Origin of the sequence: Pseudomonas sp. RA_15y_Pfl2_54, from assembly GCF_963971015.1 — a bacterium.
GTDB lineage: Bacteria > Pseudomonadota > Gammaproteobacteria > Pseudomonadales > Pseudomonadaceae > Aquipseudomonas > Aquipseudomonas baetica_A.
In genome coordinates this window covers 109,970-135,493 of record NZ_CAXAPN010000002.1, presented here as the reverse complement: position 1 = coordinate 135,493, position 25,524 = coordinate 109,970, and the positions used below count along the sequence as shown (strand labels likewise).

The 25,524-nt window shown below is 58.8% G+C and carries 22 protein-coding genes; 7 read left to right on the top strand and 15 right to left on the bottom strand.

All coding sequences use genetic code 11. The features are described 5' to 3' along the window. Positions 1-28: 28 nt before the first annotated feature. Positions 29-853, bottom strand: a complete 825-nt coding sequence (gene ttcA / locus AACY50_RS02150) for a tRNA 2-thiocytidine(32) synthetase TtcA (RefSeq protein ID WP_339430843.1) — start codon at positions 851-853, stop codon at positions 29-31. Between the two features lie 288 nt (positions 854-1,141). Here ttcA and AACY50_RS02145 point away from each other — a divergent pair, with 288 nt between their 5' ends. Further along, on the top strand, positions 1,142-1,744 hold the full coding sequence (locus AACY50_RS02145; RefSeq protein ID WP_339430844.1) for a Yip1 family protein: 603 nt from the start codon (positions 1,142-1,144) through the stop codon (positions 1,742-1,744). 149 nt (positions 1,745-1,893) lie between these two features. Then, positions 1,894-2,388, top strand: coding sequence for a SprT family zinc-dependent metalloprotease (locus tag AACY50_RS02140; RefSeq protein ID WP_221733026.1), 495 nt, complete (start codon positions 1,894-1,896; stop codon positions 2,386-2,388). Positions 2,389-2,424: 36 nt separating this feature from the next. Here AACY50_RS02140 and AACY50_RS02135 read toward each other — a convergent pair whose 3' ends face one another. Next, positions 2,425-3,606, bottom strand: a complete 1,182-nt coding sequence (locus tag AACY50_RS02135) for a CaiB/BaiF CoA transferase family protein (RefSeq protein ID WP_339464078.1) — start codon at positions 3,604-3,606, stop codon at positions 2,425-2,427. 145 nt (positions 3,607-3,751) lie between these two features. Then, positions 3,752-5,086, bottom strand: a complete 1,335-nt coding sequence (locus tag AACY50_RS02130; RefSeq protein ID WP_339430846.1) for a dicarboxylate/amino acid:cation symporter — start codon at positions 5,084-5,086, stop codon at positions 3,752-3,754. A 353-nt stretch (positions 5,087-5,439) separates the two neighbouring features. Here AACY50_RS02130 and AACY50_RS02125 point away from each other — a divergent pair, with 353 nt between their 5' ends. After that, complete coding sequence (locus AACY50_RS02125; RefSeq protein ID WP_339464077.1) at positions 5,440-6,438, top strand: AraC family transcriptional regulator; 999 nt, start codon at positions 5,440-5,442, stop codon at positions 6,436-6,438. Between the two features lie 88 nt (positions 6,439-6,526). On the opposite strand, the gene AACY50_RS02120 is transcribed toward AACY50_RS02125, so the two are convergent. From AACY50_RS02120 to AACY50_RS02105, 4 genes are all read right to left on the bottom strand, one after another. Continuing rightward, a complete protein-coding gene (locus tag AACY50_RS02120; RefSeq protein WP_339430848.1) occupies positions 6,527-8,569 on the bottom strand; it encodes a YncE family protein in 2,043 nt (680 codons plus the stop codon). Between the two features lie 129 nt (positions 8,570-8,698). Beyond that, positions 8,699-10,045, bottom strand: a complete 1,347-nt coding sequence (locus AACY50_RS02115; RefSeq protein ID WP_339538092.1) for an ATP-binding protein — start codon at positions 10,043-10,045, stop codon at positions 8,699-8,701. Then, complete coding sequence (locus AACY50_RS02110; protein WP_339430850.1) at positions 10,042-10,719, bottom strand: response regulator transcription factor; 678 nt, start codon at positions 10,717-10,719, stop codon at positions 10,042-10,044. The genes AACY50_RS02115 and AACY50_RS02110 overlap by 4 nt, the downstream gene beginning before the upstream one ends. A 148-nt stretch (positions 10,720-10,867) precedes the next feature. Further along, positions 10,868-11,473 carry a hypothetical protein gene (locus tag AACY50_RS02105; RefSeq protein ID WP_339430851.1) on the bottom strand — a complete coding sequence of 202 codons (606 nt, stop codon included), beginning with the start codon at positions 11,471-11,473 and terminating at the stop codon, positions 10,868-10,870. 142 nt (positions 11,474-11,615) lie between these two features. Between AACY50_RS02105 and AACY50_RS02100 the strand changes: the two genes are divergently transcribed. Both AACY50_RS02100 and AACY50_RS02095 read left to right on the top strand, forming a co-directional pair. Then, entirely contained in the window at positions 11,616-12,407 is a 792-nt protein-coding gene (locus AACY50_RS02100) for a dienelactone hydrolase family protein (RefSeq protein ID WP_339430852.1), read from the top strand. A gap of 94 nt (positions 12,408-12,501) precedes the next feature. Then, entirely contained in the window at positions 12,502-13,227 is a 726-nt protein-coding gene (locus AACY50_RS02095) for a 4'-phosphopantetheinyl transferase family protein (protein ID WP_339430853.1), read from the top strand. Positions 13,228-13,281: 54 nt separating this feature from the next. On the opposite strand, the gene AACY50_RS02090 is transcribed toward AACY50_RS02095, so the two are convergent. Both AACY50_RS02090 and AACY50_RS02085 read right to left on the bottom strand, forming a co-directional pair. After that, on the bottom strand, positions 13,282-14,892 hold the full coding sequence (locus tag AACY50_RS02090) for an ATP-binding protein (protein ID WP_339430854.1): 1,611 nt from the start codon (positions 14,890-14,892) through the stop codon (positions 13,282-13,284). Then, on the bottom strand, positions 14,889-15,611 hold the full coding sequence (locus AACY50_RS02085; RefSeq protein ID WP_339430855.1) for a response regulator: 723 nt from the start codon (positions 15,609-15,611) through the stop codon (positions 14,889-14,891). Before AACY50_RS02085 ends, AACY50_RS02090 begins: the two co-directional genes overlap by 4 nt. 737 nt (positions 15,612-16,348) lie before the next feature. Between AACY50_RS02085 and AACY50_RS02080 the strand changes: the two genes are divergently transcribed. Next, positions 16,349-19,243, top strand: a complete 2,895-nt coding sequence (locus tag AACY50_RS02080; protein WP_339430856.1) for a ribonucleoside-diphosphate reductase subunit alpha — start codon at positions 16,349-16,351, stop codon at positions 19,241-19,243. A gap of 252 nt (positions 19,244-19,495) precedes the next feature. On the opposite strand, the gene flgE is transcribed toward AACY50_RS02080, so the two are convergent. From flgE to AACY50_RS02050, 6 genes are all read right to left on the bottom strand, one after another. Next, positions 19,496-20,812 carry a flagellar hook protein FlgE gene (gene flgE, locus AACY50_RS02075; protein WP_339430857.1) on the bottom strand — a complete coding sequence of 439 codons (1,317 nt, stop codon included), beginning with the start codon at positions 20,810-20,812 and terminating at the stop codon, positions 19,496-19,498. A 30-nt stretch (positions 20,813-20,842) separates the two neighbouring features. Then, positions 20,843-21,568 (bottom strand): flagellar hook assembly protein FlgD, encoded by a 726-nt coding sequence (gene flgD / locus AACY50_RS02070; RefSeq protein ID WP_339430858.1) that lies wholly within the window; start codon positions 21,566-21,568, stop codon positions 20,843-20,845. Between the two features lie 15 nt (positions 21,569-21,583). Continuing rightward, positions 21,584-22,027: a flagellar basal body rod protein FlgC gene (gene flgC, locus AACY50_RS02065; protein WP_003227217.1), complete on the bottom strand. Its 444-nt coding sequence runs from the start codon at positions 22,025-22,027 to the stop codon at positions 21,584-21,586. Between the two features lie 3 nt (positions 22,028-22,030). After that, the gene (flgB, locus tag AACY50_RS02060; RefSeq protein WP_339430859.1) at positions 22,031-22,438 is read right to left on the bottom strand and encodes a flagellar basal body rod protein FlgB; all 408 of its coding nucleotides are present in this window, start codon (positions 22,436-22,438) and stop codon (positions 22,031-22,033) included. Positions 22,439-22,719: 281 nt separating this feature from the next. After that, positions 22,720-23,547, bottom strand: coding sequence for a protein-glutamate O-methyltransferase CheR (gene cheR / locus AACY50_RS02055; RefSeq protein WP_221733039.1), 828 nt, complete (start codon positions 23,545-23,547; stop codon positions 22,720-22,722). A gap of 48 nt (positions 23,548-23,595) precedes the next feature. Next, a complete protein-coding gene (locus tag AACY50_RS02050) occupies positions 23,596-24,528 on the bottom strand; it encodes a chemotaxis protein CheV (protein WP_221733040.1) in 933 nt (310 codons plus the stop codon). Positions 24,529-24,610: 82 nt separating this feature from the next. On the opposite strand from AACY50_RS02050, the gene flgA reads away from it, so the two are divergent. Beyond that, entirely contained in the window at positions 24,611-25,372 is a 762-nt protein-coding gene (flgA, locus tag AACY50_RS02045) for a flagellar basal body P-ring formation chaperone FlgA (RefSeq protein ID WP_339430860.1), read from the top strand. Positions 25,373-25,524: the final 152 nt, after the last annotated feature.

The following is a 25,524-nucleotide window of genomic DNA, read 5'->3' as shown; positions in this document are numbered from 1 at the left end:
GGCAAGCCCGCTCCCACAGGGATGGTGTTTACAGGTTGACGACGTTAACGAAGCGCGAAGCCGCCGTTTCGTCGATCTTCAGGCTGGTGAAGTCGAACAGGTTGCGGTCAGCCAGTTGCGACGGCACCACATTCTGCAAACTGCGGAAGATGCTTTCGGTGCGCCCCGGAGTCTTGCGATCCCAGTCCTGAAGCATTTCCTTGACCACCTGACGCTGCAGGTTTTCCTGCGAACCGCAGAGGTTGCACGGGATGATCGGGAATGCCTTGAAGTCCGAGTACGCCTGAATGTCCTTCTCGTTGCAGTAGGCCAGCGGGCGGATTACCACGTTGCGACCGTCGTCGGCGCGCAGCTTGGGCGGCATCGCCTTGAGCGAGCCGTTGAAGAACATGTTGAGGAAGAACGTTTCGACGATGTCGTCGCGGTGATGACCGAGGGCCATTTTGGTCGCACCGATTTCATCGGCAAAGGTGTACAGCGTGCCACGACGCAGGCGCGAGCACAGCGAGCAGGTGGTCTTGCCTTCCGGAATCAGCTCTTTGACCACCGAGTAAGTATCCTTCTCGACGATGTGGTACTCGACGCCCAGTTCTTTGAGGTAGGCCGGCAGCACGTGCTCCGGGAAGCCCGGCTGCTTCTGGTCCATGTTCACGGCGACGATCTCGAACTTGATCGGCGCAACCTTCTGCAGGTGCATCAGTACGTCGAGCATGGTGTAGCTGTCCTTGCCCCCGGACAGGCAGACCATGACCTTGTCGCCGTCTTCGATCATGTTGAAATCGGCGACCGCTTCGCCGGCCAGGCGGCGCAGGCGCTTTTGCAGTTTGTTCTGATTGACCGTAAGAGTGCCCATGACGCGAAATCCGTGAGGTGTGACGAAAGGCCGGCATTTTACGCAAAAACCCTGAGGTTGTGGTCACAGGTTGTCGCCACTGGCCGATTCGCCTTTTACAGACCCCACGGCGATTAACCCGTGTGTTTACAGCGCGATTTGCTCTAACCCCCTGGTCCCGGTGCGGTTCAGACCTTTCTATACTGCGACGTAAGGTCGCACGCATTTGAAGACCTGAACTTGCTCGGCCTCATTGGCCCGTAGGCGCTCCGCTGGGGGGCGATGGCAATAACAAGAGGAGTGACTGGCATGATCCATCACGTAGTGGGACTTTTTACCCACCCCGATCAGGAATGGAAAGAAATCCGTGGCGACCAAGAGGAAAGCATCAGCCACATGTACCTGACGCACACGCTGATCCTGGCGGCCATCCCGGCTGTCTCGGCCTTCATCGGCACCACTCAGGTCGGCTGGGTGATCGGCAACCGCGCCCCCGTGATGCTCACGGTCGAAAGCGCGATCTGGATGACGGTCATGTCTTATCTGGCGATGCTCGGCGGCGTCGCGGTCATGGGGGCCTTCGTGCACTGGATGGCGCGCACCTATGACGCCAACCCGAGCCTGGCCCGTTGCGTTGCATTCGCCACTTACACCGCGACACCGCTGTTCGTCGGCGGGTTGGCGGCGTTGTATCCGCATATGTGGCTGGGGATGATCGTCGGTACGGCGGCCATCTGCTACACGGTGTATCTGCTCTATGTCGGTCTTCCGACCTTCATGAATATTCCATCCGACGAGGGTTTTCTGTTTTCCAGCTCGGTGCTGGCGGTGGGCCTGGTGGTGCTCGTGGCCATCATGGCGTTCACCGTGATCATCTGGGGGCTGGGCGTCGGCCCGGTCTATACCAACTAGAAAAGCGTCCTGCCTGAGAAAAACCAGACCTGCCAATAGAGGCCGCCGCAAGGCGGCCTTCTCGCGTGCAGGATGACCATTCGGCAGTTCGGCGATTCGCAAGTCCCAAGGGTTGCGGCATACTCGACACCTCTGGAGATCCATCAAGCATGCCCGAGCAACTCAATACCCGCGTCGAAGACTGCTACCAACTCGCTGAATCCTTTTTCAAACGTCACTTCCAACGCCCTGTGGTGAGCCTCAAGCTGCGCGGGCAAAAAGCCGGGGTCGCGCATCTGCACGAGAACCTGCTGCGCTTCAACCCACAGCTGTACCGGGAAAACACCGAGCATTTCCTCAAGCAGACCGTGGCCCATGAAGTCGCGCACCTGATCGCCCATCAACTGTTTGGCGACCGCATTCAGCCCCACGGCGAGGAGTGGCAACTGATCATGCGCGGCGTTTATGAACTGCCGCCGGATCGCTGCCATACCTATCAAGTCAAACGCCGCAGCGTGACGCGCTATATCTATAAATGCCCGTGTGCAGACAGCGATTTTCCGTTTTCGGCGCAGCGTCACAGCCTGGTGCGGCAGGGGCGGCGGTATTTGTGCCGGCGGTGCCGGAACACGTTGGTATTCAGTGGTGAAATGCGGGTGGAATAAGTGTTGTTACAACTGGCCCCATCGCTAGCACTGGCTCTAAAGAATTACTTTGGCAACACGCCATTCGGTAATCCGCTGCGCACTAAACCCCAACGCCCCCAACACCTGATCCGTATGCTCCCCCAACACCGCCCCGACATGCCGCGGCGCCGGTAAAGCCTCGGAAAACTTCAGCGGACACGCCATCTGCGCCTGCGTCGTGCCATCTCCCCGCGGCACCTGCGTCACCAGTTCCCGCGCCTGCAACTGTGGATGCTGCAGCGCCTCACCCAGGCTCAACACCGGCTCGACACAGGCATCGAGCCCGGCAAACAGCGCGCACAGTTCGGCAAAGTCATGCTTCTCGAATTCAACCTTCAACGCCTCCTTGAGCGCCTGCTGTTGCTCAGGCTTGGGTGACAGGCCGTACGCCGCCAGCTCCGGCCGGCCCAGCGCCGTACACAGTGGCTGCATGAAACCCGGCTCCAAGCTGCCCACCGACATCCAGCGCCCATCGCGGGAACGGTAATAGTCGTAGAAGCTGCCGCCATTGAGCATCTGGTCTTCCCACCCCGGCTCCTCGCCGCAAGCCAGATAGCCGGCGCCGGCCATGGCATTGAGGCTGAAGGCGCAGTCCGTCATGCTCACGTCCAGATGCGTGCCCTGCCCGGTTTGCTGACGCGCAATCACCGCCGCCAACAGACCGACAACCCCATGCAGCGAGCCGCCGGCGACATCGGCCACCTGCATGCCCAGCGGCAGAGGCCCGCTGTCGGCGCGGCCGGTGTAACTGGACAGCCCGGCCAGGGCCAGATAGTTAATGTCGTGGCCGGCGCGATCCTTGTAAGGCCCGGTCTGGCCGTAACCGGTGATCGACACGTAAATCAGCTTCGGATTGATGGCTTTCAACGCCTCGTAACCCAGCCCCAAACGCTCCATCACACCGGGGCGAAACTGCTCAAGCACAATGTCGTAATCGCCCAGCAACTGCTTGATCACGTCCAGCGCCGCGGGCTGTTTCAAGTCCAGCGCCAGGCTGCGCTTGTTGCGATTGAGATACGCGTGGCTGGCTGATACCCCGCCGTCATGGGGCGGCAGCACCCGCAGCAGATCCATGCGCGTGGGCGACTCGATGCGCAGCACGTCGGCGCCCATGTCCGCCAGCAGCAGCGAGGCGAAGGGCCCCGGCAACAACGTCGAGAAATCCAGAATCTTCAGTGAGGCCAGCGGTGCGGACATGGGCGATCTCCTTGTGCGATGCACTCAGCCTAGGCAGCTAACCGCCATGCGGCAATCACCGGATGTGTCAGTAAACATGACCGTTGTGCTCAAATCGCAGGCCAAAAAAAACCCGCCGAAGCGGGTTTTTTCATGCAAGCACGAGTTAGCTGACGCTGTTAGGGGTTGGGCCTTCAGCCACACCCAGGTCATCTTCTTCACGCACATCGGAGATACCACGACCGCCCGAGGCCAGCTCGGATTGCAGCACGTCGGTGTCCAGCTCATTCACCCACTTGGCCACAACGAGGGTGGCAACGGCGTTGCCGACCAGGTTGGTCAGCGCGCGAGCTTCAGACATGAAGCGGTCGATACCCAGGATCAGCGCCAGACCGGCCACCGGCAGGTGACCGACCGCCGACAGCGTGGCCGCCAGCACGATGAAGCCCGAACCGGTGACACCGGCAGCGCCTTTGGAGGACAGCAGCAGCACCAGCAGCAGGGTGATCTGGTGAGTGATGTCCATGTGGGTGTCGGTCGCTTGAGCGATGAACACGGCCGCCATGGTCAGGTAGATCGAAGTACCGTCGAGGTTGAACGAGTAACCGGTCGGGATCACCAGACCCACAACGGATTTCTTCGCGCCCAGACGCTCCATCTTGATCAGCATGCGTGGCAGCGCCGACTCGGACGAGGAAGTACCCAGCACGATCAGCAGTTCTTCACGGATGTAGCGAACCAGTTTCAACACGCTGAAACCATGCGCGCGGCAGATGGAGCCCAGCACCACGACGACGAACAGTACGCAGGTGATGTAGAAGCAGATCATCAGTTGACCCAACTGCACCAGCGAGCCGACACCGTAAGCACCGATGGTGAAGGCCATGGCACCCAGCGCACCGAGCGGCGCCAGTTTCATGATCATGTTGATGATGTTGAACATCACATGCGCGAAGCGATCAATCAGGTCCAGCAGCGGACGGCCGTAGGAACCGAGGCGATGCAGGGCGTAACCGAAAATCACCGAGAACATCAGCACTTGCAGGATATCGCCAGTGGCGAATGCACCGACAATGGTGTTCGGGATGACGTTAAGCAGGAAACCGACGATGCTCTGGTCTTTACTGGCCGTCACATAGGAGGCGATTTTCGAGGCATCCAGCGTTGTCACGTCGATGTGCATGCCGGCGCCCGGCTGCACAACGTTGACCACCACCAGACCGATCAGCAAGGCGATGGTGGAAACCACTTCGAAGTACAACAGCGCGTAGCCGCCGGTCTTGCCCACCGACTTCATGCTCTGCATACCCGCGATACCGCTGACAACGGTACAGAAGATGATCGGCGCGATGACCATTTTGATCAGTTTGATGAACCCGTCACCCAGCGGCTTGAGCGCCACACCGGTCTGCGGATAGAAGTGACCGACCAGAATGCCGATGGCGATGGCAACGATCACCTGGAAATACAGGGATTTATACAGTGGCTGACGAGTCGTCATTGCAAGTGTCCTCAAGCGTCTCGCTGGGCAACATCCATCTGTTGTCCGCAAAACCTTAAATTGCGAACCCTCCTGCACTGGAGGGATTTGTTGTGTCGAATGGCGCTTTATCCTGCGGATCAACGCACGCTTCTGACACTCCTATCGCAAGCGTCGTGCCACGTTGGTGCATTTCGCGGCAAGCCTTTTGATATCAGGGATTGCAGGCTCATCGATGTCAGCGTTCGTCGCCCCTGCCCTGGCGGATTTCCGCCAACCCACCGCTTCTCGTCCTACAATTTGGCGGAAATCCGCCTTGTTGCCCTTGATGCACCCCGGCTACCATCCGGCGCCTGAGAAAGGATTTGCCGCTTATGCGCGAACGCACCATTGCCAGCCATTTCGCCCGTGCCGCCCTCGGCGGCGCACGTCGCTCAGGGTTCGACTATTCGGGCCTGTTGCAGCAACTGGGGATCAGCCCTGAATTGCTCGACGAGCCTCGTGCACGCATTGCCCCGGAGCAGTTCACCCGTTTGATCCAGGCACTGTGGCTGGTGCTGGACGACGAATACCTGGGATTGGGCAACGCACCAAGCAAACCCGGCAGCTTCGCCATGATGTGCCACGCCTCGATTCATTGCCGCAACCTGGAGAAAGCCCTGCAACGCGGTTTGTTGTTCTACAGCCTGTTCCCCCAGGCCCCGCGCCTGACCCTGAGCCGCGAAGACGAATGGGTGCGGCTGAGCCTTGACGATTCGCAGCTATGGGACCCGGATCACTTTCTCAGCGAGAGCCTGCTGGTGATCTGGCATCGCCTGGGCAGTTGGCTGATCGGCCAGCGCATTCGCCTGGAACACGCCACGTTCAGCTATGCGAAACCGGCGCATGGCGCTGAATACGATCTGCTGTTCCCCTGCCCCACGACGTTCGGCACCGCGCAAAGCAGCCTGCTGTTTCACAGTCGCTACCTGCCCATGCCCTTGCTGCAGGACGAACGCACCCTCAAGCATTTCCTCGAACGCTCCCCGGCGGATCTGCTGTCACGCCCGGATGACGGCGACAGCCTGAGCAGCCGCTTGCGTCGCTTGCTCAGCCGCGACACGGCGAACTGGCCGGATCTGGAAGCGGTGGCCGCGCACCTGCACATCAGCCCGCAGACCCTGCGTCGGCATTTGCGCGAGGAAGGCAGCAGTTTTCAGGAGTTGAAAGATCAGTTGCGGCGGGATATCGCCATCTACCATTTGGGGCGGGCGGATCTGTCGTTGCAACAGATCGCCGAGCAGTTGGGGTTTTCCGAACCGTCGGCGTTTCACCGCGCGTTCAAGAAATGGACAGGGCTGACGCCGGGGGCTTATCGGGCGCAGGAACATTGAGCGTAAAAGATCACAGATCTTCAGCAGTTCCTGCGAATTGGAATGCAAACTGCTGTAGTCGCCGAGACTGCGATCCTTTGACTTCAGATCACCCCGGCAGACCGAGATACTCGTCCCCCGGAACCGGTTTCACAGAACCTGGTTCAACATGCTCGAGAACGCCTCCAAAAGGGGTATCGAGTCCCCCCGCTAATACCGGCTGCAAAGAGATCACCCAAACGGTCCCGTCCTCATGACAGGAAACATACCCGAGTGAATCATCGGGACTGATCGCCATACGAAGTGGCAGCCGTCCTACGGGTATTCTCTGGATGACAGCGCCAGATTGAATATCAATGGTCGAGACGGTATGCGTATGAGGATTACAGCAGTAAGCACGTGTACCGCGATGGTTGACCACGATGCCCCTGGCGAGCCCGGTAACGGGTATAGCCCTGATCAATGCGCCATTGTGAGCATTGACCTGCACGATTTCCTCCGTCGTGCTCACTACAACATCAGCAAAAATGCTGTTCCCGTCAGGACTCATTGCGAGACCGATAGGCGGCGCCTTCAAGCGGAATGCGGCAATTTGCGTCAGTGACCGGGAATCGATGACGACAATCGAGCTGCTGCTTACTACAGCGACATAAATTCTGCTGCCATCGGGATGAACAACAATCTGGTTCGGTGCCTGGCCAACCGTAATGGTTTTTAGCGATTGCAAGTTGCGCACATCTATCACGTTAACAGTGGCGTCATGCGAGTTACTGACAAACGCAAGCGCTTCGTCCTGGCTCAGGGTGACATTGAAGCAGGCTCTACCTACCGGAAAGCTCGCGATGGTCCGCTCGCTCTCCAGGTCGAGGATTTCCATTAGTTGAGTCTGGTAAAAGCCTGCAAAAGCCCGAGTACCGTCGCGACTCAATGCATGCTGACTCGATGAATCCTGACCGTTGATCGGGATATACCGTTCAACCTTGGCTTTTTCAGTGTCGATCACCGCCAGCGATCTCCCGTTAGCAGGCCCCACGTAGGCTCGTCTGCCATCGCTACTGATGGTAATTCCCTGAATCAGAGCGCCGACGGCAATTACGCCCGGTTGCGCATACGCCATGACAGTCAAAGTCTCGGTTGTCGTATGCCCGCCACTGGAGGCCATCAGAGTGTAAACCCCGCCAGCAGTCGCTCCTTTAATGCCCTCGATGATCAGGGTGCCGTCCGGCTGTGTCGAAAATTCGCGGGTACCGCCTGCCCCATCGGCATATTGGCTGCCTACTGGAAGCACTACCGTGATCTTGCCTACAGCTGGCTGCCCTGATCGCGTAAGGCTGAGTTTGACGTCTTTGACGCGTCCGCCAGGAGCGACGTCATACGGTCCGTTACTGAAGGCGACTTGAGTATCAAGTCGGCCAAGATGAACATCTATCAGCTTGGTTGATGACCGATTGAAATTTCCCAAATGATCGAATACCAGGTAGTCCAGCTGTACGTAACGGCTGTCCCCAATGCGCCGAAACGTGTCCTCGAAAAGCGTTCTGGTCACCGGTGCCGAAGCATCGGTGATCTCCCACTCATCCGTCTCATCACCGGTCTGAAAACGAATACGGTTATAGGGGCGTGGGTTGGAAAAGTTAAATCCGAACTCCACACCTTGCGCAGCCCGTGCAGCGTCGACCCCATCCTTCAGCACATCGGGGGGGATTACCAGATCCAGCCCCTGTGGCGCCGGTTCTCCCGGCGAGCGCAGGTAATACAACACGTTCAAATCCCGTGAGTCTTCGCTATTCCCACTGGGACGAGTGACTTTGTAATGAAACCTGGAAACTCCATTGGGCAACCGTCCGTGCGGTACGTACAGACGGATACGTGACTGCTCCTCTCCCTGTACGATGGTTTTTCCTGCAACCGGAGTGGTCTCGCTATTGATGTACAAGTCAACGCGATCATCGACAGCCATTTTCCACGAACGACTCTGGAGCTCCGCCCATGGATCGACCAGGCACTCCAGGCCCTGCGGCTGTTCATCGTAGAGCGATTTGGGAATGCCACCGTCAGCGGGATCGGCGGTTTTCAACGGAGAGATCCATCCTGGAATGATTACGGGATAAAGTACAAACAACTGGTTCAGCGCCGATGACTGGATATCCATCATGTTCTCCCGCAAGTGTGATTCAACCGAGCCCTCTCGGAGGCGCAACCATCACACACCTACCCCGTCCGACTGACAACTGTCACATCTGACAGGTAAGGTCTGATTTCCGACAGACGGTTATCCTCGTTATACCGCCGGAAAATGAATCCTGAACGCCGCCCCACCCATCGGCGAATCACCCAGCGCCAGTTTGGCGTTGTAGCTTTCGATGATGTCCTTGACCACCGCCAACCCGATGCCCTGCCCCGGATGCTGGGCATCCAGCCGTTCGCCACGCTCGAGAATCCGCGCACGCTGATCCGGTGGTACGCCCGGGCCGTCGTCCTCAACGCATAACTCAACCCCGGCCAAGGTCTCGCGCACGCTGATGCGCACTTCACCCAGACACAGGCGATAAGCGTTTTCCAGCAAGTTGCCCATCATTTCCAGCAGCGCGCCCTGCTCGATCGGCACGTAGCAATGCTCGGGCAGATCGAACGCCACGCGCACATGCTTGTCGCGATACACCTTGTCCAGCGTGTCGCAAAGGCTTTTCAGCACCGGTTGCAAGCGCACCTGATGTCGCACCAGTCCGCTTTTGCGCAAGCTCGCCCGTTGCAGTTGATAGCTGATCTGCTGGCTCATGCGTTCGATCTGGCTTTGCAGCACCCAGGCCTGATCGCGTTCTTCGGGACGTTGAGCCATGTCCTCGCTGACGCCTTGCAGCACCGCCAGCGGCGTTTTCAGACTGTGGGCCAGGTCATCGAGAGAGTCGCGATAGCGGCTGCGTTGCTGGCGCTCACTGAGCAGCAAGCGGTTGAGCGAACCGGTCAGTCGCAGCAGTTCACGCGGGTGTTGTTCGGTGAGGCTTTCGCGGGTGCCGCCTTCGATTTCATCGAGTTCCTGACTGAGTTGGCGCAAGGCTTTAAGGCCCCAGGTCAGACCGATCCACAACAGCGCCAGCAGTACCAGCAAGGCGGCGCCGAAACCCAGGTAAAGATTTTCGCGCAGGCCTTCAAGGGTGCTTTCGTACTCGCGCACCGGTTGCAAGGCAACGATGCTGAACGCAGCGCTTTTGCCGCCGAGCAGTTTGACTTCCACGTCGTAGACGAAGAATTCCTGGCCGCTGGCCTCGCGAATCCGCGCGAACTCGTTGCCGAGGCCGTCATAACGCGGTTTGTAGTTGATCTGCTCTTCCTGGGTGGCTTTCGAACGCCAGACCAGATGCCCTGAACGGTCATAAATGTAACCGAGCAGGCGCAGGTCAGTGAGGTTGAAGCGCTCATCCGGCAACTGCGTAGGCATCACCAGCCGGCCGTTTTCAATGCGTGCGGCGGAGATCAGCGTGGTGACGTCCGACGCCAGACGCTGCTCGATGGAATCCTGCAGCGCCAGGCTGAACGCGCCTTGCATCGCCGGCAGCAAGGCGAGCATGAACAACACCGCCAACGTGGTGGCGGCGAGCATCAAGCGAACACGAAGGGAACGAATCAAGTGCAGCGCTCATTGAACAGGTAGCCGAGACCACGCACGGTGTCGATTGGCTTGAACCCGGCCGGACCTTCGAGCTTGCGGCGCAGGCGGCCGACCAGCACTTCGATCACGTTCGGATCGCGCTCGTCATCGTCCGGATAGAGCTGTTCCATCAAGCGGTCCTTGGGCACCACTTGCTGGTGGTGACGCATCAGGTATTCGAGGATGCGGTATTCGTAAGCGGTCAGCGCCAGCGGTTGCTCGTCGAGGGTAGCCTGTTTGCGATTGAGATCGAGCAGCAACGGGCCGGCGACGATGGTCGATTGCGTGAAACCGCTGGAGCGTCGCAACAAGGCATTCAGGCGCGCGTCGAGTTCTTCGAACTGGAACGGTTTGACCACGTAGTCGTCAGCACCGGCGGCCAGGCCTTCGACCTTGTCCTGCCAGTTACCGCGCGCGGTGAGGATCAGGATCGGGAAGGTCTTGGCGCCTGAGCGCAACTGGCGGATCAGGTCGAGGCCGCCCATGCCCGGCAGACCGAGGTCGATCACCGCCAGGTCAAAATTGAACTGCCCGGTCTGGTACAGCGCCTCTTCGGCATTGGCCACGGACTCGACCACGTGACCGCTCTCCGTCAGACGGGTTTGCAGGTGATGACGCAACAGCGCTTCATCCTCGACGACCAACAGTTTCATATCGCTCTCCTGGGTAAATCAAAATCTCCAACAACACACCTGTGGGAGCGGGCTTGCTCGCGAAGGCGATGTACCAGTCGTCATCTTCATTGACTGATCCACCGCTTTCGCGAGCAAGCCCGCTCCCACATTCAGGCTGACTGCTCTATCAGAAAGAGTAGTTGGCCGACAGGTACGTCTGGGCGCTGCTGGTCAAGCCCAGCGAACCCTGTTTGCTGCCGCCGCGCTCGCTCATCTCGGTGCTGGCGTTGCTACGCAGGTAACGGTAACCGAGTTCTACCGAAGTGTTTTGCGACACTTGCTGCAAAACACCGAACTGGCCGCCGACCGCATAACCGATGTCACTGTCGCGACTGTAGCCTGGCGATTCCTGAGTCAGCTTGGTCAAACCGGCCGTCGCACCGCCGAACAATTTGGTGGTGTTGCCCACCGGATAGAACAGATCGTAGCTACCCAGCAGGTTTTCCTGACGCAGTTTAATGCCATTGTGCGAACCCGACACATTGTCGTAGGTGGCGTAGTAGCGACCCTGACTGTTTTGCTGACCGAGGCGTACGCCGTAGGTATTGTTGCCGTCGATCGCGCCAGTGGCGTCAGGGTGATCGAGGTTGTCGTTCAGGGCATGGGATTTTTTGATCTTGTCGCTGGTCTGGCCGAAGGTCAGGCCGGCGAAGTTCGAAGTCGTGTCGGCATGGGCCGCGATACTGGCGCTCATTACGGTAAATGCCAGCAGCAGTTTGTTTAAACGAGTCATGGTATTTCCTCTTTCACAGTGCTGTTTGGGTATGGCGCAAGGTTACTGCCCCTGTCCTGTACCGCCCCTGAACACTCTCTGAACCTGACCTGAACCAAATCGACTAGGCTGCTCTGACCACTTTTCGATATGGAGACCGACCATGCGCCTGTTCCTCGCCCTCACCCTGCTGGCCGCAAGCTGCCTCACCCACGCGGCGATCAAGACCGAAGAAATCCCCTACCAAAGCGCCGACGGCAGCAAGCTGATGGGTTACTACGCCTACGACGACGCGATCAAAGGCGCCCGTCCCGGCATTGTCGTGGTGCATGAATGGTGGGGCTTGAACGATTACGCCAAGCGCCGCGCACGCGACCTGGCTGAGCTCGGCTACAGCGCGCTGGCGATTGATATGTACGGCGAAGGGAAAAATACCGAGCACCCGAAAGATGCGATGGCGTTCATGCAGGCAGCGACCCAGGACGCCGACGCCGCCAGTAAACGCTTCTCTGCCGGTTTGGACTTGTTGAAAAAACAGCCCCAGACCGACGTGAACAAACTCGCAGCCATCGGCTATTGCTTCGGCGGTGGCGTCGTGTTGAACGCGGCGCGCCAAGGTGTACCGCTGGCGGGGGTGGTGAGTTTCCATGGCGCGCTGGCAACCAAGACGCCGGCCACGCCCGGCAGCGTGAAGGCGAAAATTCTGGTGGAGCATGGTGCGCTGGACAGCATGGTCACGCCGGACAACGTCACCGCGTTCAAGTCGGAAATGGACAAGGCGGGGGCTGACTACAGGTTCGTCAGTCTGGAGGGCGCCAAGCATGGTTTTACCAATCCGGATGCCGATCGCTTGAGCCATGGCGAACACGCAGGGCCGGACATTGGTTACAACAAGGCTGCGGATGAAAAATCCTGGGCGGACATGAAAGCGTTCTTCCAGAAGATCTTTGGTTAAGCCAGCGTTGAGCGTGGTGTGGCCTTCACGCTTGCTCGCGAAGGCCACACCATTGATCTCGACCTTGCCTCGGCTAACCGGCAAAATGCCCGCCATGAATCTCACCCCAACCCTCCCCGCTTGCTGCACCCCGCTCGACGCCCACTGGCCCTTGCCGACGGCGTTGCCCGACACGGTGCTGCTCAGCACTCATTTCGATCCGTCGCAACTGCTCGGCGATGACTTTCAACGCAGCGCCATCGATCCACCGCCAAGTATTCAGCGTTCGGTGGCCAAGCGTCAGGCCGAGTTTCTCGCCGGACGCCTCTGCGCGCGGGCGGCGCTGCAACAGTTGCAAGGGAGTGGCATGGTTCCAGCAATTGGCGAAGACCGGGCCCCCGTGTGGCCGGCGCACATCAGCGGCTCGATCACCCACAGCACCGGCCGTGCGGCAGCGATTGTCGCCAATAAGCAACATTGGCGCGGCTTGGGTATGGATCTGGAAAACCTGCTCAACATCGAGCGCGCCGAGCGCCTGGCCGGGGAAATCCTCACTCCGGCGGAAATGCAGCGCATGGCCGCTGGCGCGCGGGATCAATTGGCGTTGCTGGTCACGCTGACATTCTCGGTGAAAGAGAGCCTGTTCAAAGCGCTGTACCCGATCGTGCAAAAACGCTTTTACTTCGAGCATGCCGAACTCCTGGAATGGACTGAACAGGGTCAGGTACGTTTACGCCTGTTGACGGACCTGTCCGGCGAATGGCGCAACGGGACAGAACTGGATGCGCAGTTCGGGGTGCAGGATGGGCAATTGTTGAGTCTGGTCAGTATCAAAGCCTGAAGATCTTTATGGGCTTTCAGGGAGACCACATCGCTGGCAAAGACGACACAACATTCAGCGCCGCTCCTGATTCCTCGGCCAGCTCAAGCTAAAGCAGGCCCCTCCCAGACTCTTGCTCCGGCCAATGATGGCCCGCCCGTCATGCCAATGGATGATCCGTCGCACAATCGACAAGCCCAACCCATGCCCACCCGATGCCCGGGTGCGGCTGTCGTCCAGGCGTAAAAACGGCGTGAAGATCCGCTCCCACGCCACTTCCGGCACTCCCGGCCCGTCATCCTCGACATCCACCCGACAGCGCAGTTGCCCGACCTGATAACTCACCGTGACCGTCGAGCGTGCATGGCGCATGGCGTTGCTCACCAGATTCTGCAAGGCCCGATGCAGATAACGCGGCTCAGCCTCGACCCAGGCATCGTCGTTATCGGCGGCGGCCAGACACAAGCCACGCTGCACCGTGACCTCGGCGCGCAACGGCGCCAATTCCTCGATCACCTGATTGACCAACGCGTCGAGGTCGATGCGTTGAAACGTCAGCGCCGGTGCCCCCTGCTCCAGACGCGCATACGTGAGCATTTCATCGACCAGCTTATCGAGGTCCTCAATGTCGTGATCCATGCCCTCACGGTACTTTTCCAGGGCTTGCGGCGTGGTTGCCGAGCCGATCATTTCCAGGCCAAACCGCAACCGAGCCACCGGCGTGCGCAGTTCATGGGACACCGCACGCACCAGTTCACGCTGGATCGCCAATAACTGTTGCAGGTGTTCGGCCATGCCATTGAACGCCGAAGCCAGTCGCCCGACCGAGTCAGCACCGCGCGCCGGCACGCGGGTTTCCAGACTGCCCTTGGCGATGCGCGTAGCCGCTGCTTCAAGGCCTCGCAAACGGCGCTCGAGTTGGCGCACCAGCAGATAAACGATAAGGCCGATCAAGGTCAGCCCGAGCGCGGCGATCAACACCAGCCATTGCGGTGGATACGGATTCATCTGGTACAGCGGCCCGATTTCCAGCACCCAGGGCGTACCAACCATGCCGGCAAACACGCGGATCGAATCGCCGCCCTTGCCCAGCGCCATCACCGTATCGCCCTCGGACACCCGTCGGCTCTGGTCTTCGTCCATGTCGGCGTCATTCACTGTGACCAATCGCAGATCGAAACCGAAGCCCTTCTCTTTCTTTATCTGCGCCAGCCGTTTGGGCTGCTCGCCCACCGGTACGCGCACCAGTTCATCGGCCAGCAGGTAAATAGTCGCCCGGGCCAGTTGTTCGCTGATTTGTTGCACCTCGCCGGTGAGTACGAGTTGTTCTTTGTCGCTGACCAGCCGATAGACCTTCGCCGCATGCGGCCCGGTTTGCTCGACCAGCGCTTGGCCGCGCAGAACGCGGGTGCGCTGGGTGAGGTCGAGGCCCGTTTCGGCAAAGGTCTTGAGCGCCAGCGGAATCCCGAGCAATCGCTCCCAAACCAATAGCGCACGATGACGCTCGGTTTCATTCATCGGTTGCAGGTTGTCGGCCATCAGCGAGAACGTGCCGTGGGCCAGGCGCTCGCGGTACTGCTCGCTGCGCACCTGATTGAGCAGGTTCAGTGCGAGCACACCGAGCACGGCCACCAGAATCAAGGCTGCGCACATGCCGCCATAGATACGCAGGAAGATCGAGTTCACAGCGCCAGGTCTGCGCAGGCCTCAGGGACGAACAGGTAGCCTTTGCTGCGGATGGTCTTGATCAGACGCGGATGGTCGGGGTCGTCGCCGATTTTGGGGCGGATGCGCGATATGCGTACATCGATCGAGCGGTCCTGCCCGTCGTAGCCAATACCGCGCAGCGCGGTGAAAATCTCTTCCCGTGACAGAATGCGTCCGGCGTTGGAGACCAACAACCAGAGCAGGTCGAACTCGGCGCTGGTCAACTCGATGCCGCTGTCGCTCAGCCAGGCCTCGCGCAAGGCGTTGTCCACCACCAGCGGGCCGAATTGCAGGCGCCGGGATTTCTCCGTGGTCGGCTCGGGCGTGTCACTGCGTCGCAGCAACGCCTGAACCCGCGCCAGCAACAGTCGCGGGCGTACCGGCTTGCACACGTAATCATCGGCGCCGAGGTCGAGGCCATGGATCTGGTCGGCGTCGTCGGTTCTTGCCGTAAGCATCAGAATCGGCCCGTCATAACGGTCGCGCACCTTGCGGCAGATGCTCAGGCCATCTTCGCCGGGGAGCATCAGGTCGAGGATCACCAGATCCGGTTGCTCCTTGATGATCCGCGCCGCCGCCAGCGCACCGTTGCCTTCGATGTCCACGCGCAGTCCATTGGCTTGCAGGTAGTCGCGAGTGAGTTCGGCCAGACGCTGATCATCCTCGACTATCAATACCTGAAAGGCTTGTTGCTCCACCGGTGACCTCTGCTTGCCAGAATTACGAATAAAGGAAGGATCCTCCGGTCTTTTTGTCATCTTTTCGGAGGATAAGAATGCGTACGCATGGGCCGATTGTATAAACGGCGTCCAGCCAGAACACAAGTCGGTAAATGCGTTCGGACAAGGCCGTTTTTTGTGATAGGGTTCGCGCCCTTAAAAATCCGCTGAAGCGTTTTTCCAGGCGAAAAAACAGTGACAAACGGTCTAGCTCAGCAGGTTCGCGGCCTACACGGGAATTCCCTGTTTCACACACAATTTACGCACAGGGTTATCCACAAGCTGTGCGTTGCAATCCGCCCCTGAAACGCATTATCTTGTAGCCCGCTCGCAAAAAAACCCTACATGTAGGGTTTTGCGTAAAAAACCAAACACAAACCGGACAGTGAATTCAAGGCTTTTTATTGCCATTGTCGGGTTGAACCAAACGTATTTTTACAAGCCCAAACCGCGCCTGCGGATGGCTACCGTTTTTCAGTCGATCACGACGATAACGGTACGGGTGTTGCAGTGGCGAAACTGCTCCCCGAAAGGAATGCGGTCTCACGCGTATCGCGCGAGCCGAAGACTTCGGCATGGAAGCGGCGCCCACAAGGCCTTCTTCCTGAACTGTCCCGAAGTCGTTATACCCGGCACGTGCCGGTTGTAGTGCTTCAGGACGGAACGGTGGGCACCGTGATGGTGCCCAAACAAACATAGAGAACGTGGAGACACCCATGCAAACCGACACAACTCGCGAGAACCCGCAGGGCACCTTGCCGCAGGCCGCTGATTCGACTTCGGATCTGGCAGCCACCGCGCCTGGCCAGCTGCGCGTGATCAAGCGTAATGGCACTGTCGTTCCTTACACCGATGACAAGATCACCGTCGCTATCACCAAAGCGTTTCTCGCAGTTGAGGGCGGCACCGCTGCCGCTTCGTCGCGAATCCACGACACCGTTGCCCGTCTGACCGAACAAGTCACCGCGACCTTCAAGCGTCGCATGCCTTCGGGCGGCACCATCCACATCGAAGAAATCCAGGACCAGGTCGAACTGGCCCTGATGCGTGCCGGCGAGCAGAAAGTGGCTCGCGACTACGTGATCTACCGTGACGGTCGTTCGAAAGAACGCGCTGCCCACGCCCCGGCCGAAGAAGCAGTCAACGCTCATCCGTCGATCCGCATCACCCGTACCGACGGTAGCCTGGCGCCACTGGACATGGGCCGCCTGAATACCATCGTGACCGAAGCCTGCGAAGGCCTGGCTGAAGTCGACGGCGACCTGATCCAGCGCGAAACCCTGAAAAACCTGTACGACGGCGTGGCCCTGACCGACGTCAACACCGCCCTGGTGATGACCGCCCGTACGCTGGTTGAGCGCGAGCCGAACTACTCGTTCGTGACCGCCCGCCTGCTGATGGACACCCTGCGTGCCGAAGGCCTGGGCTTCCTGGGTGTGGCTGAAAGCGCCACTCACCACGAAATGGCCGACCTGTACGCCAAGGCACTGCCGGCTTATGTCGCCAAAGGTATCGAGTTCGAACTGCTGAACCCTGTGCTGGCCACCTTCGACCTGGAAAAACTGGGCAAGGCGATCAACCACGAGCGTGATCAGCAATTCACCTACCTGGGCCTGCAAACCCTGTACGACCGTTACTTCATCCACAAGGATGGCGTGCGTTTCGAACTGCCGCAGATCTTCTTCATGCGCGTGGCCATGGGCCTGGCCATCGAAGAGAAGAACAAAGAAGACCGTGCGATCGAGTTCTACAACCTGCTGTCCTCGTTCGACTACATGGCTTCGACTCCAACACTGTTCAACGCCGGCACCCTGCGTCCACAGCTGTCGAGCTGCTACCTGACCACCGTTCCGGATGACCTGTCGGGCATTTACCACGCGATCCACGACAACGCCATGCTGTCGAAATTCGCCGGTGGCCTGGGTAACGACTGGACGCCTGTCCGTGCACTGGGTTCGTACATCAAAGGCACCAACGGCAAGTCGCAAGGCGTGGTTCCGTTCCTCAAAGTCGTGAACGACACCGCCGTCGCCGTTAACCAGGGTGGCAAGCGCAAAGGCGCTGTCTGTGCCTACCTGGAAACCTGGCACATGGACATCGAAGAGTTCATCGAGCTGCGCAAGAACACCGGTGATGACCGTCGTCGTACCCACGACATGAACACCGCCAACTGGATCCCTGACCTGTTCATGAAGCGCGTCTTCGATGACGGCAAATGGACCCTGTTCTCGCCATCCGAAGTACCCGACCTGCACGACCTGACCGGTAAAGCTTTCGAAGAGCGCTACGAGTATTACGAAGCGCTGTCCGAGTACCCGGGCAAGATCAAGCTGTTCAAGACCATCCAGGCCAAAGACCTGTGGCGCAAAATGCTGTCCATGCTGTTCGAAACCGGTCACCCATGGCTGACGTTCAAAGACCCGTGCAACCTGCGCAGCCCGCAGCAGCACGTCGGCGTGGTTCACAGCTCGAACCTGTGCACCGAGATCACCTTGAACACCAACAAGGACGAGATCGCCGTTTGCAACCTGGGCTCGATCAACCTGCCGAACCACATCGTCGACGGCAAGCTGGACACCGCCAAGCTCAAGCGCAGCATCGATGTTGCCGTTCGCATGCTCGATAACGTGATCGACATCAACTACTACTCGGTACCGCAGGCGAAGAACTCCAACTTCCGTCATCGCCCTGTCGGCCTGGGCATCATGGGCTTCCAGGACGCGCTGTACCTGCAACACATCCCTTACGGCTCCGACGCTGCCGTCGAATTCGCCGACAAGTCGATGGAAGCGGTCAGCTACTTCGCGATCCAGGCGTCCTGCGACCTGGCTGACGAACGCGGCTCGTACGAGACGTTCAACGGTTCGCTGTGGTCCAAAGGCATCCTGCCACTGGATTCGCAACAGATCCTGATCGAGCAACGTGGCCAGAAGTACATCGACGTTGACCTGAACGAAACCCTCGACTGGGCACCGGTTCGCGCCCGTGTACAGAAAGGCATTCGTAACTCCAACATCATGGCCATCGCACCGACCGCGACCATCGCCAACATCACTGGCGTCTCGCAGTCGATCGAACCGACCTACCAGAACCTGTATGTGAAATCGAACCTGTCGGGCGAATTCACCGTGATCAACCCGTACCTGGTTCGCGACCTCAAGGCTCGCGGCCTGTGGGACTCGGTCATGATCAACGACCTGAAGTACTACGACGGTTCGGTTCAGCAGATCGAGCGCATCCCGCAAGAACTCAAAGAGCTCTATGCAACCGCGTTCGAAGTGGACACCAAGTGGATCGTTGACGCCGCCAGCCGTCGTCAGAAGTGGATCGACCAGGCTCAGTCGCTGAACCTGTACATCGCCGGCGCCTCGGGCAAGAAGCTCGACGTGACCTACCGCATGGCTTGGTACCGTGGTCTGAAAACCACTTATTACCTCCGCGCCCTGGCCGCGACCAGCACCGAGAAGTCGACCATCAACACCGGCAAGCTGAACGCTGTTTCCAGCGGCGGCAACCACGGCGACGATTCGGTTCTGGCGGCTCCTGCAGGTCCTGCTCCAGTGCCCAAGGCTTGCGCGATTGACGAGCCGGATTGCGAAGCTTGCCAATAACCTGAGCTGAGTCAGGCGTTGCAAGGCGCCTGAACGAGAAACCCCCGACAGACCTATGGTTTGTCGGGGGTTTTCTTTTGGGTGGAGTAAACGCTCGGGTCAAGTGTATCTGACAGCAGTTGGGCAGCATCAGGACGCCTTCGCTGCCCCCTCTCCCTTGGTCGGCTCACACACCGCCCAAACCGAACCGGCCTCGCACCTACAAAAAAGCCCCTCAAAAAGAGGGGCTTCCTTTACAACCAAAAACCAGCATCAGGCCATCTGAATGATGGTCTGCATGATGGTGCTCTGAGTCGAAATAGTCTTGGCGTTCGCCTGATAGTTGCTCTGCCCCTTGATCAGATCAACCAGCTCGTTGGTCAGGTTAACGTTGGACTCTTCCAGCGAGTTGGAAACAACCGAACCCAACGTACCGGTTTCCGGCGCATCGTAACCCGGGATACCCGAAGCAAACGTCTCTTTCCAGCTAGTACCACCAATAGCCTGCAGGCCTTGTTCGTTGGTGAAGCTGGCCAGCGCAACCTGGCCGATGGCCTTGCTCTGGTTGTTGCTGAAGTTGGCGAACAGCGTACCGGTGCCGTCGATGGTCAGGTTGGTGATCTGGCCAGTGGCGTAACCATCCTGAGTCGGGATCGAACGCGCGGTGTCAGCGTTGTACTGAGTGGTCTTGGCCATGGAAATGGTAATACCAGCGGTGTTCGCCGCAGCACCGTTAGGCGTGAAGGTACCATTGATCACATTGCCAGGAACCCAGCCGGTGAGCTTCAGGTCACTGCTAATCACCGGACCAGGCGGCGTGCTGACCTGAGTCAGTTTGCCAGCGGAGTCAAACGTCATGGTCGAAGGTGTCGGCGCGGTGACCTTCGGATCGCTACCGGTAGCGTCCGGGTTACGCCCGTCTACCAGGGTGTAGACCTTCCAGGTGTTGGCACCGGTCTTGACCACGTACTGATCCATCGGGTGCATGTTGCCCTGACTGTCATAGATCGGCGTGCTGAACGATTTGGTGTAGGTCGCGAGGTTGGTCGGGTCGAATTTGCCGGCGGCCACGGTGTCGTCGATCACCGGAGCGGTCGAGTCCAGGTTGATGGTCGACGTCACCAGCGAGGTGGACTTTGGCGCCAGGTTCGAGGTGTCGATCTTCAGGTCGGTCAGTACGCCGTTGATGACCTTGCCGTTGGCATCCACGCCGTAGCCCTGCAGACGCGAGGTGTAGTTGGTGTTGGTGATGAAGCCAGCATTGTCGACCTTGAACGTACCGGCACGGGTGTAGGACACCGAGCCATTGTTGCTCATGGTGAAGAAGCCCGAACCGTTGATACCCATATCCAACACGTTACCGGTGTTGTTGATGTCACCCTGGGTGAACTGCTGGGACACGTTGGCCAGACGCACACCGTTACCGATGACCTTGCTGCCGCTACCCAGGCGAGTGGCCGAGTAAACGTCTTCGAATTCTGCACGGGACGATTTGAAACCGGCGGTTGCAACGTTGGCGATGTTATTGCCGGTCACGTCCAGTTGTTTGTTGGCTGCATAGAGACCGCTAAGGCCGATATTGAAAGACATATTCCACTCCTTTGTGCCGGTTAGTCGGCTCTATATACCAATGGTTTGTACTTTGGACAGGGCGACGGTGCCCTTGCCGGACAGGTTGAGCATCAACTCGCCGCCGGTCTGGCTGATGGTCACACTGTTGACCGTGGCTGGCAGGTAAGTCGCCAAGTCGGTCGCGGTGCCATTGATTGATGCGTTGGCTTTGACGGTATAGGTACCGGCCTTCACCAGATTGCCGTCCTTGTCCTTGCCGTCCCAGGTGAAGCTCGCGCTGCCTGCGGCGCGACTGCCCAGATCGATGGTGCGAACCACCGTGCCGCTGCTGTCGGTAATGCTGACGGTGCCACCGGCAATCGATGACGGAACGGTCGCCGAACCGGTCATGCCCTTGCTCGGGTCGTCCATCTGAACGCTGTTGGTCTGCACGATCACGTTGCGACCGACCAGCGACGACGCCTGCAGTGCCTGCGAGGAGTTGTAGTTGCCGGCCAGCGAGCTGACGGTGCTGTTAAGCGTGGTGATGCCTTCCAGGCTACTGAACTGTGCCAACTGGGCAACGAATGCACTGTTGTCCTGCGGATCGAGCGGGTTCTGGTTTTTCAGCTGGGTGACCAGCAATTGCAGGAACGCGTCCTTGCCCAGTGCCTGGCCGCCGGTGGCGCTGTTGGTAGCCGAAGCAATGCCACCGGTGGTCGAACTGGTCTTTTTCGACGAGTTCGCCAGGATGTCATTCATGCTCAAGCTGCTGGTGGTATCGGAAACACTCATGGCCGTCGCCCCTTATTACTGACCGAGGGTCAGCACCTTCTGCATCATGGTTTTGGCGGTGTTCATCATTTCGGCGTTGGTCTGGAACGACCGGCTCGCGGAAATCATGTCAGCCATTTCTTCCACCACGTTGACGTTCGGGTAGTAGACGTAGCCCTTGGCGTCAGCGGCCGGATGGTTCGGCTCGTAACGCGCCTCGAGGTTGCTCTGGTCTTCGACCACGCCGAGTACCTGTACGCCCTGCCCTGCGGCGTCCTGGCTCTGGAACAGCGAGTTGCTGCCGCTGTTCTGGCCACCCTGGAACATGGTGGCGAACACCGGGTGACGGGCGCGGTAGGTCTGGTCGATGCTCGACGAGACGGTTTCGGCGTTGGCGATGTTCGAAGCCACGGTGTTCAGACGCGTGGTTTGTGCGCTCATGCCGCTGCCGGCAATGTTGAAAACGCTGGACAGGGACATGGATTACTCTCCGCGCAGGGCTGACACCAGCCCTTTGAATTTGCTGTTGAGCAGAGTGAAGCTGGCCTGGAAGCCGACCGCGTTTTGCGCGTAGTTCGACTGCTCAAGCTGAGCATCTACGGTGTTCTGGTCGATCGAAGGCTGCATCGGCGTGCGATACATCAGCGACTCGTCGCCATTGCCCAGGCCTTCAGCTTCGATGTGACGACTGTTCGTCATGTTCAGGGCGATGGTGCCGTTGGCGTTCTTCTGGGTCTGTGCTTCAAGCACTTTGGAGAAGTCCAGATCCCGAGCCTTGTAGTTCGGGGTATCGGCGTTGGCGATGTTGTTGGCCAGCACTTCGGCACGCTGAGCGCGGAAGCCCAATGCCTTTTCGTGAATGCCGAGCGCTTTATCGAAGCTGATGCTCATGTCGGGAACCTTCGGGTGACCGGTTTTTCGTAACTGAGCTTTAGCAAGCGCCGTGCCAACGCGAGAAACCCCCGAAAACCGCACCTTTGCGGGGATCAGGCAAAGCGGCAATGCCAGAAAAGCGGCAAACGACTTCCGCTGGCTGCCGCTTTTCTGCCGCTTGCCCTCCCCTCCCACCCACACCACAGCTCCACTGTGGGAGCGGCGACCTCGTAGAAACGCCAGGCACAAAAAAACGGGAGCCCCTGCGGACTCCCGTTTTTGTGTTGCCGATTTGCAGATTACTTGGCCTTGTAAATGATCCCCGGGCTGCACTGGACCATCTGGTAATGATCCGGCAAACCGTTCAGCGCTTCGGAAGCGCCAAGGAACAGATAACCACCCGGTTTCAGCGTGCTGTGAATGCGCAACAGAATGTCTTTCTTCACTTCAGCAGAGAAGTAGATCAACACGTTGCGGCAGAACACGATGTCGAACTTGCCCAGGCTGGCGTAACTGTCGAGCAAATTGAACGAGCGAAACTCCACCCGGTTCTTGATCGGTGCCTTGATGACCCAGCGCCCAGGTCCTTTCGGATCGAAAAAACGCTGCAGACGATCGGGGGACAAACCGCGACCGATTGCAAGGCTGTCGTACTCGCCAGTCTTGCAGTTGTTCAGCATGCTGCCCGAGAGATCGGTGGCAACGATCTGCACGCCCATCTTCAACTGGCCAAGGTTGACGCGCTCGAACTCATCGATAGACATCGAGAGCGAGTACGGTTCCTGACCCGACGAGCAGGCTGCCGACCAGATCCGCAGACGCTGGTTGGGACTGGCCTTGATGGCTTCGGGCAGCACCTTGTTCTTCAAGACTTCAAACGGATAGGTGTCACGAAACCACAGGGTTTCGTTGGTTGTCATGGCATCGACGACCTGCTCGCGCAAACCACTGCGCGGCTGGGTCTGGATGCGCTGAACCAGCTCACCCAGGGACTTGATACCTTGCTGCTCCATCAGTTTGTTGAGACGGCTCGAGACCAGGTACTGCTTGTTTTCACCGAGCAAAATGCCACAGGCTTTTTCCAGGAAGACCCGGAACTGTTCGAAATCCAAATTACCCGTAGACAAATTGATGCCGCCTCTTAAATCGTGTTGACCGCCAGGGACAAAAGGTCCCTAGCTGATATCTGCTGCTTTGATCCGGTCGACTACCCGGGATGCCAGGTCATCAGGGCGGAACTTGGCCAAAAAGTCATCGGCACCGACTTTCTTGACCATCGCCTGATTGAATACCCCCGACAACGAAGTATGCAGGATGATATGAAGCTTTTGCATGCGAGCGTCGCCGCGGATTTCGGCCGTCAGGGTGTACCCGTCCATCTCCGGCATCTCGATGTCGGAAATCATCATCAGGAACTCTTCTTCCGGCTTCTTGCCCTCGTCGACCAGCTTGCGCAGGTAATCCAGCGCCTGCTTGCCGTCGTTCAACGCCACGACTTCAACGCCGATCGTCTGCAGGCAACGCGTGACCTGCTTGCGCGCCACCGACGAGTCATCGACCGTCAGCACCCGCAGCGACAACGCCTTGGTCTGCGTCTCGACATCGACAACACCGACCGAAATCGCTTCCGGCGTCGGTGCAACTTCCGCCAGCACCTTTTCGACGTCGATGATTTCGACTAACTGATTGTCCACCCGAGTCACAGCGGTCAGGTAATGATCGCGCCCGGTGCCCTTGGGCGGTGGATGGATCTCCTCCCAGTTCATGTTGACGATGCGCTCCACCGAGCGAACCAGGAAACCCTGGGTCTTGGTGTTGTACTCCGTGATGATCACGAACGGATTTTTCTTGTCTTTCAACGCCCCGGAACCGGTCGCCATTGCCAGATCAAGGATCGGAATGGTCGCCCCCCGAATATTCGCCACCCCGCACACGACAGGACTGGACTTGGGCATCAGCGTCAGTTGCGGGCATTGCAGCACTTCCCGAACCTTGAACACGTTGATCCCGTAGAGCTGCTGACCGTCGAGACGGAACAACAACAGCTCCAGGCGATTCTGCCCTACCAGTTGCGTGCGCTGGTTCACCGAATCCATTACACCAGCCATGCCCAGACTCCTACACCAACGCCAAGTGTTGTTGCGACGCACATTCATTGCTAAACGGCACGGCGCTTGCTTTTTAACTCGTATGAACGCTCAAACGACATTTTTCCGACGCCTGACATCTCCCCTTCGCAGAGGGCTTTGCGCGATGTCCGCCGTTTGCCTCTTTTTCGCCGGCAGCCCTGCCATTGCTGATGCGGTTACCTTGCCTGACATGCTTATCGGCGTCACTCAGGGCTTTCTTGAGTTCACCGTAGAAGACTATCTGGCTACCAGTCAAACGGAAGGCCGCTACGAAATCGAAGTCAACCAGCTCGACCCCCGTATGCACATGCCCATGTGCGACAAGGAATTGACAGCGTCTTTGGAGAGTCCGGCACGTCCGCTGGGACGGGTAACCGTGAAGGTTCGCTGTGAGGGAAGCTCGCCCTGGACCGTGTTCGTACCCGCTCAAGTCCGCCTGTTTCGCGAGATTGTGACCACCACACGACCGCTCAAACGCGCCGGGATTATCGAGCCGCAGGATGTGACCCTGCGAGAGCGTGACGTCAGCACAATCAATCAAGGTTTTCTGACGTCGGTGGATCAAGCCATCGGGCAAAAATTAACCCGACCAACGGTCGCCGATCAGGTCATCACGCTCGTGCATCTGGAACAGGCGGAAGTCGTGCGCAAGGGCGATCAAGTGGTCATCATCGCCCGCACCGGCACACTCGCCGTGCGTATGCCGGGAGAAGCCCTGTCCAACGGCGGCCTGAAAGAACAGATCCGGGTGAAAAACCTCAACTCCAACCGGGTCATCAAGGCGCAAGTCATCGCGCCAGGCCAAGTGGAAGTGGCCATGTAAAACGCTCATGAGAAAACTGGCGCGGACCTCGTCGGTTCCCTAAACTGTGCGGCAGCAGGACACGCGCCGGCGCATGCAGGGCCTATTGCTAAATGGGCCTAAAGTTTTCCAGGGGATGGCCGAAAACATGGCAAGCGTCCAAATTCCCAGAG